This window comes from Sporosarcina sp. P18a, from assembly GCF_002743135.1.
In the GTDB taxonomy this organism is placed as follows: Bacteria; Bacillota; Bacilli; order Bacillales_A; family Planococcaceae; genus Sporosarcina.
Genome location: NZ_PDYQ01000001.1, coordinates 441,762 through 454,565, shown reverse-complemented (window position 1 = coordinate 454,565; position 12,804 = coordinate 441,762). Strand labels below are relative to the sequence as shown.

Annotated in this window: 17 protein-coding genes and 1 other annotated feature; all 17 genes read right to left on the bottom strand. The window is 44.6% G+C overall.

The genetic code is table 11. From position 1 onward, the window contains the following. Position 1: 1 nt before the first annotated feature. Positions 2-1,132: a LysM peptidoglycan-binding domain-containing protein gene (locus CSV75_RS02315; protein WP_158231568.1), complete on the bottom strand. Its 1,131-nt coding sequence runs from the start codon at positions 1,130-1,132 to the stop codon at positions 2-4. A gap of 435 nt (positions 1,133-1,567) precedes the next feature. Then, on the bottom strand, positions 1,568-2,452 hold the full coding sequence (gene pheA / locus CSV75_RS02310) for a prephenate dehydratase (RefSeq protein ID WP_099630009.1): 885 nt from the start codon (positions 2,450-2,452) through the stop codon (positions 1,568-1,570). A gap of 31 nt (positions 2,453-2,483) precedes the next feature. Further along, positions 2,484-2,939: an ACT domain-containing protein gene (locus CSV75_RS02305; RefSeq protein WP_029053700.1), complete on the bottom strand. Its 456-nt coding sequence runs from the start codon at positions 2,937-2,939 to the stop codon at positions 2,484-2,486. 31 nt (positions 2,940-2,970) lie between these two features. Continuing rightward, complete coding sequence (gene obgE / locus CSV75_RS02300) at positions 2,971-4,263, bottom strand: GTPase ObgE (RefSeq protein WP_099674581.1); 1,293 nt, start codon at positions 4,261-4,263, stop codon at positions 2,971-2,973. Between the two features lie 3 nt (positions 4,264-4,266). Continuing rightward, entirely contained in the window at positions 4,267-4,800 is a 534-nt protein-coding gene (locus tag CSV75_RS02295; RefSeq protein ID WP_099674580.1) for a Spo0B domain-containing protein, read from the bottom strand. Between the two features lie 225 nt (positions 4,801-5,025). Then, positions 5,026-5,319, bottom strand: a complete 294-nt coding sequence (gene rpmA, locus CSV75_RS02290; protein ID WP_083031825.1) for a 50S ribosomal protein L27 — start codon at positions 5,317-5,319, stop codon at positions 5,026-5,028. 12 nt (positions 5,320-5,331) lie between these two features. Next, entirely contained in the window at positions 5,332-5,658 is a 327-nt protein-coding gene (locus CSV75_RS02285) for a ribosomal-processing cysteine protease Prp (protein ID WP_085131021.1), read from the bottom strand. Between the two features lie 6 nt (positions 5,659-5,664). Beyond that, on the bottom strand, positions 5,665-5,973 hold the full coding sequence (rplU, locus tag CSV75_RS02280) for a 50S ribosomal protein L21 (RefSeq protein WP_085131022.1): 309 nt from the start codon (positions 5,971-5,973) through the stop codon (positions 5,665-5,667). 13 nt (positions 5,974-5,986) lie between these two features. Continuing rightward, positions 5,987-6,063 (bottom strand) — a sequence feature (ribosomal protein L21 leader region). Between the two features lie 70 nt (positions 6,064-6,133). Next, positions 6,134-6,751, bottom strand: a complete 618-nt coding sequence (locus tag CSV75_RS02275; RefSeq protein ID WP_099674579.1) for a metalloprotease — start codon at positions 6,749-6,751, stop codon at positions 6,134-6,136. Next, positions 6,748-7,290, bottom strand: coding sequence for a peptidoglycan DD-metalloendopeptidase family protein (locus tag CSV75_RS02270; protein ID WP_099674578.1), 543 nt, complete (start codon positions 7,288-7,290; stop codon positions 6,748-6,750). Before CSV75_RS02270 ends, CSV75_RS02275 begins: the two co-directional genes overlap by 4 nt. Positions 7,291-7,390: 100 nt before the next feature. Further along, a complete protein-coding gene (gene minD / locus CSV75_RS02265) occupies positions 7,391-8,191 on the bottom strand; it encodes a septum site-determining protein MinD (protein WP_099629818.1) in 801 nt (266 codons plus the stop codon). Position 8,192: 1 nt separating this feature from the next. Further along, entirely contained in the window at positions 8,193-8,864 is a 672-nt protein-coding gene (minC, locus tag CSV75_RS02260; protein WP_099674577.1) for a septum site-determining protein MinC, read from the bottom strand. Between the two features lie 19 nt (positions 8,865-8,883). Beyond that, positions 8,884-9,405 carry a rod shape-determining protein MreD gene (gene mreD, locus CSV75_RS02255; RefSeq protein ID WP_099674576.1) on the bottom strand — a complete coding sequence of 174 codons (522 nt, stop codon included), beginning with the start codon at positions 9,403-9,405 and terminating at the stop codon, positions 8,884-8,886. Beyond that, the gene (gene mreC / locus CSV75_RS02250; RefSeq protein ID WP_099674575.1) at positions 9,402-10,295 is read right to left on the bottom strand and encodes a rod shape-determining protein MreC; all 894 of its coding nucleotides are present in this window, start codon (positions 10,293-10,295) and stop codon (positions 9,402-9,404) included. Before mreC ends, mreD begins: the two co-directional genes overlap by 4 nt. Before the next feature lie 24 nt (positions 10,296-10,319). Beyond that, entirely contained in the window at positions 10,320-11,333 is a 1,014-nt protein-coding gene (locus CSV75_RS02245; protein ID WP_099674574.1) for a rod shape-determining protein, read from the bottom strand. 169 nt (positions 11,334-11,502) lie between these two features. Next, positions 11,503-12,201, bottom strand: coding sequence for a RadC family protein (gene radC, locus CSV75_RS02240; protein ID WP_099674573.1), 699 nt, complete (start codon positions 12,199-12,201; stop codon positions 11,503-11,505). Continuing rightward, positions 12,201-12,797 (bottom strand): Maf family protein, encoded by a 597-nt coding sequence (locus tag CSV75_RS02235; protein ID WP_099674572.1) that lies wholly within the window; start codon positions 12,795-12,797, stop codon positions 12,201-12,203. Before CSV75_RS02235 ends, radC begins: the two co-directional genes overlap by 1 nt. Positions 12,798-12,804: the final 7 nt, after the last annotated feature.

The following is a 12,804-nucleotide window of genomic DNA, read 5'->3' as shown; positions in this document are numbered from 1 at the left end:
GTTACTGGTTTCGGTGCCAGTCCTCCTGTATTGGCATCGGTTGATGTGGAGGTGTATTACACCCACAATCACCCTGATAACCTGGAGGTTGTTGCCACATCGGAGGCATTGGCATTGGCATCGGCATCATATGCGGATACGGCATCCACTGCATCGCCGGTATGCATTCCGGTTGTGTAGACCATTGAGGTTGAACCGGCCAATTTGGTGAGCAATGTGGCTGATTTGACGGACACCATGATGGCGGTACATCTGCTTTAGGCGGCATCGGTTGCATCTCAGGCGACTCCGGTTGCGGCATTGGTTGCATCTCAGGCGACTCCGGTTGTGGTATTGGTTGAGGCATCGGTCTCATCTGTAATGAACTCGATTCGATCAACTGCCAGCCATCTGGCATAGGTGCGGGCACTGGTTTATGGTGATGAGATGACTCTTCACACCACTCCGGTGACTCTTTTGGCGGCATCGGTTTGATTGGCGCCTGTATTGGCGGTGGCATCGGTAGCATAGGCTGCATCGGCGGCATCGGCTGTTGAGGCATATGAGGATGGCAGTCTGCATCAAAAATTGGCATCCATCCGCAAATCGGGAATACCGCTTGCCACATCGGTGGAGCCGGCATACTTGGCGGCATCGGCATATGAGGCACCGCCGGTGGAGCCTGCTGTTGCGGCATCGGCGGTGGTGGCGGTGCCGGCTGTTGTTGCATTGGCGGTACTTGTGGCAATGGCTTCTGCTGCATCGGTGGCATCTGTGGCGCTTGTGGAAGCGGCGGCACGTGATGCTTCGGTGGTTTCGTTTGTGGAGGCGCCGGCTTAGAAGGCTTCTCCTGGTGTGGCGGCTTCATCGGTGCTTGGTGATGCGGCTTCTCATGAGGCTTTTCATGGTGTGGTTTCTCATGAGGTTTTTCATGGTGTGGCTTTTCATGGTGTGGTTTTTCATGCGGTTTCGTGTGATCACCTTTATGATGAGGTTTTTTCTTATCCATCGGCAAAAATATTTTCATGCCGGGAACGATATAGTCAGGATTCGCCAGGTGCGCATTCACCCGTTTCAATTCCTCGAACGGTATACCGTATTGTCTTGCGATCTTCCATAATGTATCACCCTTGACGACAATATGAACTTCCACTAACAATTCCCCCTTCCATCAATCCATCGTATGAACGGACGCCTACTTTTGTGACAATATGTGTAGGCCTCCTCTCTTGTTATGTATATTCATCAGGGACTTGTTTATTCCAAATAAAAAACCATCCTCGGTAATAGAGGATGGTTGCGAATTAAGTCCGTTCTAATAGTAAGGTAGGAAGATAGGGCATGGGATTTCCACTCCAGCTGGGGGACGCTTTCTGGAGGGCGCGGCCCGTGCTTCCGCTTCAATCCTACGTTTATAGTGGATGGACATATATCTCTTATTTACGAGAATGTATGAATTAGTAAAGCCCTTGAACTTAGTTAAGTTCAAGGGCAATTCTAGTAAAGTTATCTACCACAAGTCAACCTACAATGAATGTCGGTAGGTATTGTCTAGTCACATTGCAAGAGATTGTCGATCTATCCTATCTCAAGAAACAAACTCCCCAGACTCATAGACATAATACGTACCTAAAGAACGCGCTGTACAACCGAGTGCAGCCAGCTCTTCCATCGCGCCTTTCATCATCGGATGCTCTTCTGACTCATTAATATCAATAATAAAGAAATAATGACCGAGACCCGTCTTCAACGGTCGTGACTCGATCTTGCTTAAGTTCAACCGACGCCACGAGAACACCGACAGAATTTGATGTAGCATCCCTGGACGGTCGTCTTCAGGCAACTTCACCATCAATGTCGTCTTAGATGAAGAAGCATGCTTCGAATGCTCCATCTTTTCCTTACGCAACGACAACACGACGAAACGAGTATGGTTGAAGTGGAAGTCATGAATATTCTCTTCTGCTATATGTAAACCGTACGTTTCTGCCGCCAAACGGTTGCCAATTGCTGCAACACGCAGTTCTGGCTGCTCAGAAATAGATTTTGCTGCCGCTGCAGTAGACGTCGTTTGAATCAACGGAATCCTGCGGTAACGATACTGCAAAAACTTATGACATTGTGCCAACGCATGCGGATGAGACTGAATCGAATCCAATTCATCCAAATGATCCTTCTGCGATTTATTCACTAACATATGCTGTTCAATCGGCATGGAAATTTCAGCTGTAATAAACAACTCTTCACTATTGAATAAATAATCAATCGTCAACGGTACAGAACCTTCGAGTGCATTCTCCAATGGAACAACCGCATACGCGACATGTCCTTCTGTCACTGCCTCTATACAATCCGGAATCGTCGGACGTGGTGTTAAGCCTTCCATGCCGAATAAATCGGACGCTGCAATATGGGTGAAGGATGCTTCTGGTCCCAAAAACGCAACGGAAGGTACATACTTCTTTTCGGTCATCATTCTTTCATCTCCCCACTGATTTAAGAGGTCAGAAAACCCCTGAACTAATTAAGTCAACGGAATCAATAAATCGAGGTGCTTTGAGTCGCTGTAAAAATGCTTCTACTTTAATTTCCATTTCCGTCACATCCAGCGATAATGTAATATTGGCGCGCCCCTGGACAGGAATCGTCTGGTGGATCGTCAATACATTACATTTCGCCTCTGAGACGACTTCCAAAAGCACAGCTAAAGAACCCTTTAAATCTTCCAGTTGAATAAAAATCGTCAAAATCCGGTCCCGTGCAATCGATTCGAACGGGAACACGGCATCACGATATTTATAGAAAGCACTTCGTGACAGACCAACCCGTTTAGTTGCTTCTTGGATCGTTGTCACTTCGCCCCTTGCCATCATTCGTTTAGCTTCGAGCATTTTCTGCATCGACTCGGTCAATACATCTTCGCGCACTAAATAAAACTGGCCTTCCCCGATTTGTTCCATTTCGCTCCCCCCAAAACGAGCCATTTCGACCTTACTCCAAGAACTCGAATTCGTAACTCATGATACGTACGATATCGCCGTTTTTCGCACCACGTTCACGCAATGCTTCGTCGATTCCCATACCACGCATCTGACGAGAGAACTTGCGAACTGATTGATCGAAGTTGAAATCGGTCATCTGGAACAAGCGCTCCAACGTATAACCAGACAACATAAACGCTCCATCATCGTCACGCGAAATAATGAAATCAGGTCCAGTTGATTCGTGTTTATACAATACAGAATTGCTTGTTTCCTCATCCGCATCTGTCAACATAGGGAATTCCGGTGTGGTTTCAAGTAGGTCTAAAATAGCATACAGTAATGGATCTAAACCTGTTCTTGTCAATGCGGAAATCGGGAACACTTGAATCTCTTCATCACCAAGTGCCTCTTTAAATACCTCTAGATTTTCTTGTGCATCTGGCATATCCATTTTATTCGCCACAATTATCTGTGGACGTTCAGTCAATCGCATATTGTACTGTTCCAGTTCTTTATTGATCGTCTGATAGTCTTCGAACGGCTCACGGCCCTCAAGTCCCGACATATCGATAACATGCACGATAACACGTGTACGTTCGATGTGACGTAAGAACTGATGTCCAAGTCCAACTCCTTCATGTGCCCCTTCAATCAACCCTGGTAAATCCGCCATGACGAATGTACGGTGATCATCGGTTTCAATCATTCCGAGATTAGGAACTAATGTGGTAAAGTGATAATCCGCGATTTTCGGCTTCGCTGAGGAAACGACTGATAGTAACGTCGATTTCCCAACACTTGGGAATCCGACAAGACCCACGTCAGCGAGAACTTTTAATTCAAGGATGATATCCCTACTAACACCTGGCTCACCTTTTTCAGAAAGCTCTGGCGCTGTGTTCTGCGGCGTAACGAAACGGCTGTTTCCGCGTCCTCCACGCCCACCGCGCGCGATGACTGCTTGCTGGCCATGTTCAACCAAATCTGCAATAATCGTTTCAGTTTCCGCGTCTTTGACGACTGTGCCAGGCGGAACTTTAACGATCATATGCTTACCGCTACGACCGTGCATATTCTTACTTTGACCGTGTTCTCCACGATCCGCTTTAAAGTGACGCTGATAACGGAAATCCATTAACGTACGCAGCCCTTCATCCACGACAAAGATGACGTCTGCGCCTTTCCCACCATCCCCACCGGATGGTCCACCATTGGCTATATATTTTTCACGACGGAACGAAACCATTCCATCGCCACCGTCGCCACCTTTTACAAATACTTTCACGTGATCCACAAACATAATTTATAATCCTCCTAATTGTCCACTGATGGTAAACGTCCATTGATTCGGTTCACCGAGGACTTCGACCGTAAGCTGAGATGAATGTTCTGGGATGTCTAGTTGCTTTGCGTACAGCTCGGTAAATGTCAGTTGTATACTCCAAGATGCAGTTTCCGTTGTGACTTCAATCGTCACGGGACAATCTGCATAACGCTGGATTTGCGCTTCCACAGCCAGCACGACTTGTTCCAAGTATTCGACCAACAATTGGTCAATTACACTTGAATCAATTTTTTCAGTAATATCACAATACAGTTGCACCTTTAGAACCGGATATCGCCACCCAAGTGTCGTGATCCACTCCTCGGTAAGAGGCATGTCTAATCTCTGAAGCAATGCTTGTCGCTGCATGTCCGCCGTTTTCTCAAGTATACAGTTTCGCGCTTCTGTATATTTCCCCATATCAATATTCATGAGGATCAATTGCAGATCATTCATGTGATCGTGTCGACTATATCTCACTGCCTGCGACACATTTAGCTCATTCTTCCCCATATTTTCACCACCAGCTGTTTTCGTACTTCTTAGTATAGCATTTTCGCGCGCAAATCACTAAAAAAATCTTTATTGAGGGACAAATTGCATGAAATGTATGTCCAATCATCATTTAAATGGGCCAAGCGCTTATACTTTCCTGCCATCCGCTCATACCGATAATCTTGACATAAGAAAAAGGACTGCAACAAGTGCAGTCCTTTTTCACATTGTCATGCTATCCAATTAAGCTTCTTGCGTTGCTGCTGGGTAGACACTGACTTTCTTTTTGTCGCGGCCAAGACGTTCAAAACGAACGACGCCATCGATTTTTGCGAATAGAGTATCATCTCCACCGCGTCCAACGTTTTCACCTGGGTGAATTTTAGTTCCACGCTGGCGATAAAGGATTGATCCACCGGAAACGATTTGTCCATCTGCGCGCTTAGCACCAAGACGTTTCGAATGTGAATCACGACCGTTCTTAGTAGAACCTACACCTTTTTTCGATGCGAAAAACTGAAGATCTAAACGTAACATAGCTGCCACCTCCTACTTTTCAAAGGATAATTTTATATAATCTGCATAGTCTAATTCAATCGTTTGTAAAGAAATAATCATTGCTTGCAGGAGTAGCTGAACTTGCGCATCTTGTTCCGTTACTGGAAACGCCACACGTAAGTATCCACCATCCGCACCTTGATCCACATCGGGTTCAATCGAAGTCAACTGCATAATAGCATTTACCGCACCAAATGATACGGCAGAAGCACCAGCACAAACTAGATCTTGTCCGTGTTCAGCAAAGTTTGCATGACCATCCATCTCAAAAACTGAGATGCGCCCAGAAGGCTCTTTTATAATTCTGACATGTATCATGCCGGATTATAGATTGATTCCGTCAATAACGATTTTCGTGTATGGCTGACGGTGTCCTTGTTTTTTGCGATAGTTTTTCTTCGCCTTATATTTGAAAACAACAATTTTCTTTGCGCGGCCTTGCTTGACAACCTTACCTGTTACAGTTGCGCCTTCTACGAATGGAGCTCCGACTTTAACATCATCTCCGCCCACCATTAGCACCTTGTCAAAAGTTACCACTTCATCAGCTTCACCAGCAATCTTCTCAATGAAGATCTCTTGGCCTGCTTCAACTTTGATTTGTTTTCCACCAGTTTCAATAATTGCGTACATACTTGCACCTCCTCTAATTATACAGACTCGCCTTGACAGGTGATTCAACCTACGAATACTTGAACCTGTTTAGTGCGGTTGTAGCACGGGTGCTACAATCAATAACAGTAAAATATTATCACATAGAAAAGAGCAGGTCAAGCATTCTTCCTAGAATCTTTTAAAAGAAGGAAGTTTCTTTTTTAGTGAGCTGTTCAAAGACTCGCTCATACCTTCTAAAACGATAGGAAATAATGTTTTGCACTGCTAAAAAAGAGGTGATTATTACGAGTGGCAAACTATCGGGCAAGTACGCAATTAAAAATGCACAAAGCGATGCAGACACGACGATAGAATACAGTAGGAAATTTGAGCGAGTGGTGTATTTCGTTGCTTCCGTCTCTAGCAAAATAGACACTACTTGTCCACCATCAAGTGGCAGAATGGGTAATAAGTTCACGCTTAGCAAGATCATCTGAATCCTTAAAAACTGCGTATCCCCCGGGAATGTCAAACATATGCCAAGTACTAATAAAACGGCTGTCGCGACAGGCCCACCTAGCGCCACGATCAGCCGTTGCTGTTTATTTGCCAACTGCCGATTAACAAATTGTAACTCCCCTCCATACGGTAAGATGGTACAACTCCTAATTTTCATTCCGACGTGTCGTGCGGCCAAAACGTGTCCAAGTTCATGAAAAAGTAAAGAGAATAAGAGCATCGCATACAATGACACACCACCGACAATCATGAAAAATAAAAAAATCGGCAACAATACCGGATGAATACGATACTTCATTGCTGGCCGCCCGACATATACGTTGCCAGCACGGTAGGCTCCAGCGGTATCCCATTACGTTTCACGCGGATATATACCGCTTCCTCGGCCATTACCGCAATCTCATCCCCAAGTCTCACAGCTGTGTATGGAAGCGTTGAGAACGAGCCTACAAACCCATACGTTACTTCATCACCGTTATCGTACTGAACAGTCACCGTCTTTCCTGACTGCCTGGTATAGCCTGTAAAGACGACTAGTCCGCTTCCTTGTGAAGTAATCGACATAGGTTGCGTATACGAGATAATAGCTCCGTCTTGATAGGGTTGGAACGATTCGTACGTCTTTAATGGATTAAATGTCGAATTCCCTGATACCGTGATGACTTCATCTTCTGATATCAAGGAAGAAACCCACTTCTTCATCACCACAAAATCTTTCCCTGTCGTCACATATTGCGTAATGGGTATATTGATTAGCTGACGTTCTTCTAGTTTTGATAAACCCACAACAGATACCAACAGCACAATGGCCATGATCCATTTTGTTTTCCATTTCATCACGTCCCCTCCCTTACCTGCAGTGTATGAAAAGAAGTAGAATTAAATGACGAATGAAAAAAACTCAGCACCAGAAAAGGCACTGAGTTTTGAGATTGTATTATTTGCTGAACATATTCTTGATCTTGCCGAAGAATCCTGCTTTGCTTTTCTCCATCGTCATCAATGGCACAGACTCACCTAAGATGCGTCGTGCAATGTTTCGATAACCGATTGCAGCTGGGTTTGTCGGGTCCATCACGACAGGTTCGCCTTTATTTGAAGCAGAAATAACGTTTTGATCATCCATTACGATACCTAATAAATCAATAGATAAATGCGTCGTGATTTCATTGACATCCAACGTTTCGCCGCTTTCCATCATACCACTTCTAATGCGGTTGATAATCAATTTCGGCGGCTCAAGTTCTTCTTCTGCTTCAAGCAGTCCAATAATACGGTCTGCGTCACGTACAGCAGAAATCTCTGGAGTCGTCACGACAATCGCGCGGTCCGCACCAGAAATCGCATTTTTGAATCCTTGCTCAATACCTGCTGGGCAGTCAATTAAGACATAATCATAATCTTGTTTTAATTCTAAAACGAGCTTCTTCATTTGTTCCGGATTCACGGCACTCTTATCGGTCGTCTGTGCTGCTGGCAGCAAGAACAATCGATCCTCGAAGCGCTTATCTTTCACGAGGGCCTGATGTACTTTACAACGCTCTTCCACCACATCGACCAAATCATAAATGATCCGGTTTTCCAGGCCAAGAATTACGTCCAAGTTACGCAGACCGATATCTGTATCGACTAAACACACTTTTTTCCCTTGTAACGCAAGAGCGGTACCAAGATTGGCTGACGTTGTGGTTTTTCCAACGCCACCTTTACCAGAAGTAATGACAATTGCTTCTCCCAAATTATATACCTCCCTTAAATGTAGCAAGGTCCGGACGTAAATATCGGAGCTCCTGAAGACGGTCTATCGCAATCTGCCCATTCTTTTGAAGATACGCACATTCCATTTCAGGTTGCTCAGAAAGAATCGTCAATTCGTCGGTCATGATTTCGATCTTATCCGCAATTTTCAGATGCGTCGCCTCCAGCCAAGATGCAGCAATGACTGCGTCTTTATTGCCTTGTGCTCCCGCATGTGCAATGCCTTTGACACGACCCAGTACATAAATACTGCCGCCCGCAATGACTTGCGCACTCTGATTCACATCACCGATAATGACCAAATCGCCTTCAGCCTTTACGACCTGACCCGATCGAACGATTCCTATATAGGTTTCGGACTGCTTCTCGATCAACTTTCTCTCACACTCTTTTAACGAAATGACGTCACTATGTACCTTCGAAACTCGCAAATGAGGGGAAGTATGAATGACCGATTGAATCTTGTTCATGTCTTTCTCGTCACAATAACGATGCCCCAGATGCAACTGTACTTCAGACACACCTTCAAGTACGCTGCTCTGCACTTTTTCTTTCAACTCACTTAGCAATTCGGTAAATGCGCAATGGTCATCCAATCGTAATACTAAGCCGTCTTTTGTTCCTTTTATCGTTATCAACTGTGATTTCGTCACCTACATCACCTCACAATACTTAAAAACCTGCTTGTTTTTGAAAAAATCTTTTCTCTGTAATCTGTTGGAACATATAGCCGAACATCACGATAAATAATGAATTCGCAATCATTGTCGGAACGAGTCGACTCGTAAAGAATTCGCCGAAATCAATGGACGTTAACGCAATCACACTAGCAAAAAAGTACGACAACAATTCCAGTAACACAATCATTACTACTGATAATACCATAACCGTCACGGTATGACGCTCAATTTGTCGAATTACTAACGCCGCAACATAACAAATCAGTGGATACATGAAAGTGTATAATCCAATAATATCAATATGATACATATCATACAACAGTCCAAGGACAAATCCGTAAATAATCGCTCGCTTGCTTGTATAATACGTCGCAATGAAAATTAAATAGACAATTAGGAACCTAGGGACCGTGACATATAAATTACCGTTAATTTCAATCGGTGAAAACAGACTGAAGATAGGTTCTAGGAAAAATAATAGGAGTGCAATTAAAGGAATGATGAAACGGATCATGACTCATCGTCTCCTTTAGTCGTTGCGGAGTTGCCTCCGTCAGTCCCATCGACAACCGTCATGGAACGCTTTGCGATCATCACATGATCTAGTTGTGAGAAAGTTGCTGCCGGTTTTATATAGGCCAGTTTCGTCAGTCCGTAGTCGTCCGTGGAAACTTCGGTTACTTCCCCTATTAAAATGCCTTTAGGGAAGATTCCTCCAAGCCCTGAAGATATCACTTGCATCCCTTTTTTTACATTGAAGCTCGAATCTAGCCTCTTCATGATCAATTGTCCCGAAGTCCGATCGTATCCTTCGATTAAACCAAACATTTCTTCTTCGCCAACTACCATAGCCGCCACACGGAAATCGCTGTTTTCCGTTGAAATCAATTCGACTGTTGACGTGAATGGAGTCGACAAAATGACTTTACCGATCAGACCTTGCGCCGTCATGACCGCCATATTGACGTCCACTCCAGCTGTCGTTCCTTTGTCGATAATGATCTTCTCTTCCCATTGATCAGGATTGCGTGAAATCACCGTGGCTTGTATCGGCTCAAATGCGCGCAGATCTTCTTGCTTATCAATGATTCCACGCAGCTTCACATTATTCGCTTTAACATCCACCAACTCCGCTTGCATGGCGGCATACGTTTCCAGACGCTTTTTTAATCGTTTGTTTTCTTCGTATGTATTAAGCATCGTATCAATATTTTCAATCAGTCCCGTCACAAAGTGGGCTGGTTTCGTAACGAGCGACTGCCCGAAACCTACGACATCCTTCACTGCTTGTTCCGGTACATTTGCATGATTTCGGTCGCGAAGTGAAAATGCAATTAATGCCACAAGGACGATTACTCCTACTAATAAAATGATTAATCGTTTATTGGAAAAAAAACGCGGCATTGCCTACATCTCCTCCAATTAATATTATGATTGAATTTTCTTAATGATTTCTAAATTATCCAACGCTTTACCTGTTCCAATGACTACGCAGTCTAACGTATCTTCCGCTACGAATGCTGGCATTTTTGTTTCTTCGGAAATGGCTTTATCGAGGTTACGAAGTAATGAACCGCCACCTGTTAAGACAATTCCACGTTCCATGACGTCTGACGCCAATTCAGGTGGTGTCTGCTCCAGCGTCTTTCTCATACCTTCAATAATCAAATCCATCGGCTCACGCAACGCTTTCGTGATCTCTTGCGAATTAATTTCCATCGTTTTCGGTAAACCTGTCAATAAGTCACGACCGTGGATGTCCATTTTCTCCGTCTTATCTAAATCAAATGCCGAACCAATTTGCATTTTGATGTTTTCGGCAGTGCGTTCACCAATCATCAATTTATATTCTTTACGGATATACGTTATGATAGCAGAATCCATAGAATCTCCACCAACACGGATCGAAGTACTCGTCACGATGCCGCCTAGAGAAATGATGGCCACTTCTGTCGTACCTCCGCCTATATCGACGACCATACTGCCTGTTGGTTCCCAAACTGGCAAATCCGCACCAATTGCGGCCGCAAAAGGTTCTTCGATCGTATACGCTTCTTTCGCACCCGCTTGACGTGCAGCATCGATCACTGCGCGTTGCTCAACGGATGTAATACCATATGGCACACAAACCATAACGGTCGGTTTCGTCCATGAAGTTCCTGCTGATTTTAGCGCTTCTTTTAAATAATGACGAATCATGGCAGTTGTTGTTTCAAAATCTGCAATAACTCCTTCTCGCATCGGGCGAATTGCCACGACTGAACTCGGTGTACGTCCGATCATGGCATGGGCTTTACTGCCTACCTCTACGATTTCACCGGTCGTCGTATTTTTCGCCACGACAGAAGGTTCCCTTAGCACAATACCTTTATCCTTAATAAAAACTAGAGTATTGGCTGTCCCCAAGTCAATTCCTACGTTTCTTGATCTGAAACCAAACAAGTCAATTCTCCCTTTCTATAAAACCATCATCGGTATTCTTAAAAGCATACACCACATTATAACGGAAAGGTAACTTAATTTACAGTGTCACCCGGCCAGTTTGCAAAAAACATCGAAAAAGAGACTGATTTCCCAGTCTCTCTACTTTCGCGCGACAATTTTCACGCTTTTAGATGTACCCTTTGTCTTTTAAACTGATGAATTTCTGATCACCGATAATGATATGATCGAGCACATCCACGCCCATGATCTGACCCGCTTCCATCAGTCGTTTCGTCACTTCGATGTCTTCCCTCGAAGGTGTCGTGTCGCCACTCGGATGATTATGCGAAATAATCATCGATGCGGCCGACCGTTTAAAAGCTTCACGGAACACTTCACGCGGATGTACTATGGAAGAATTCAAACTGCCAATGAAAATCGTCTGCTTATGTAACACTTCATTTTTTACATTTAAAAATAACACCACGAAATGTTCCTGGTTCAACGACGACATATCCGTCATTAAATAATTCGCGGCATCTTCTGGTGAACGAATCTTATAGCGTTCGTGCGGGGCTGCCCGGTACAATCGCTTGCCGAGTTCTGCTGCGGCTAATAACTGCACCGCCTTGGCTTCACCAATTCCTTTAATCTTCGTCATCTCATCCACTGTCAGCTCTTTCAAATCTGCCAAACGGTCAATCGTCGACAAGACGCGGTTGGCAAGTACCAGTACAGACTCTGAGCGTGAGCCAGAGCGCAACAGAATTGCCATCAGCTCTTGGTTGGATAAACTGTCCGCCCCTTCTCGTATCAAACGCTCACGGGGCCTATCCGCGATATGCACATCACGGATCATCATTTGCGGGGCTAAATCAAGCGGCATTACGCACCACCTTCTAAAGTCAGCAACCCTTCTTGACGCATACGGTTGACTAAATCACTGATCGGCAACCCTACGATGTTTTGATAATCGCCTACCATATTTTCCACAAACAGCATCCCTTGCGTTTGGATGCCGTACGCACCAGCTTTATCTGAAGCATCTCCTGATTTCACATAGGCACGAACGAGTTCTTCATCCAGTTTCCTAAATTTCACTTGAGACAAACCAGCAAACTGTATCGTCTTCCCCTTCGCAAGGATCGTCACACCTGTAATCACTTCATGTAGCTCTCCAGAAAGCTCCATCAAGAAATCAATGGCTTGCGCGTCATCTTCTGGCTTTGGGAACACTTTGCCATCTTTCACTACAATCGTATCTGCCGCAATGATGATTTCTTCTTCTGATTCAACTACCGCAAGCGCCTTTTGCTCAGACAGACGAACCGCATACTCATATGGCTCTTCCGGTGTAAACGGCAAATTCTCGTCTACATCACTCGGTCTCACGATAAAATCAATTCCTGCAAGCTGTAATAGTTCTTTACGTCTTGGCGAAGACGATGCGAGCACGATAGGTTTTACACTACTAAATTTCATTGGAACA

What these genes read in the sequence shown, in the direction of transcription:
- rpmA (WP_083031825.1), bottom strand. Translation starts at nt 5,319, where the DNA reads ATGTTACGTTTAGATCTTCAGTTTTTCGCATCGAAAAAAGGTGTAGGT.
- CSV75_RS02285 (WP_085131021.1), bottom strand. Translation starts at nt 5,658, where the DNA reads ATGATACATGTCAGAATTATAAAAGAGCCTTCTGGGCGCATCTCAGTT.
- CSV75_RS02270 (WP_099674578.1), bottom strand. Translation starts at nt 7,290, where the DNA reads ATGAAATGGAAAACAAAATGGATCATGGCCATTGTGCTGTTGGTATCT.
- CSV75_RS02235 (WP_099674572.1), bottom strand. Translation starts at nt 12,797, where the DNA reads ATGAAATTTAGTAGTGTAAAACCTATCGTGCTCGCATCGTCTTCGCCA.
- rplU (WP_085131022.1), bottom strand. Translation starts at nt 5,973, where the DNA reads ATGTACGCAATTATTGAAACTGGTGGAAAACAAATCAAAGTTGAAGCA.
- CSV75_RS02275 (WP_099674579.1), bottom strand. Translation starts at nt 6,751, where the DNA reads ATGAAGTATCGTATTCATCCGGTATTGTTGCCGATTTTTTTATTTTTC.
- CSV75_RS02295 (WP_099674580.1), bottom strand. Translation starts at nt 4,800, where the DNA reads ATGGGGAAGAATGAGCTAAATGTGTCGCAGGCAGTGAGATATAGTCGA.
- mreD (WP_099674576.1), bottom strand. Translation starts at nt 9,405, where the DNA reads ATGATCCGTTTCATCATTCCTTTAATTGCACTCCTATTATTTTTCCTA.
- radC (WP_099674573.1), bottom strand. Translation starts at nt 12,201, where the DNA reads ATGCCGCTTGATTTAGCCCCGCAAATGATGATCCGTGATGTGCATATC.
- obgE (WP_099674581.1), bottom strand. Translation starts at nt 4,263, where the DNA reads ATGTTTGTGGATCACGTGAAAGTATTTGTAAAAGGTGGCGACGGTGGC.
- mreC (WP_099674575.1), bottom strand. Translation starts at nt 10,295, where the DNA reads ATGCCGCGTTTTTTTTCCAATAAACGATTAATCATTTTATTAGTAGGA.
- CSV75_RS02305 (WP_029053700.1), bottom strand. Translation starts at nt 2,939, where the DNA reads ATGGAACAAATCGGGGAAGGCCAGTTTTATTTAGTGCGCGAAGATGTA.
- pheA (WP_099630009.1), bottom strand. Translation starts at nt 2,452, where the DNA reads ATGACCGAAAAGAAGTATGTACCTTCCGTTGCGTTTTTGGGACCAGAA.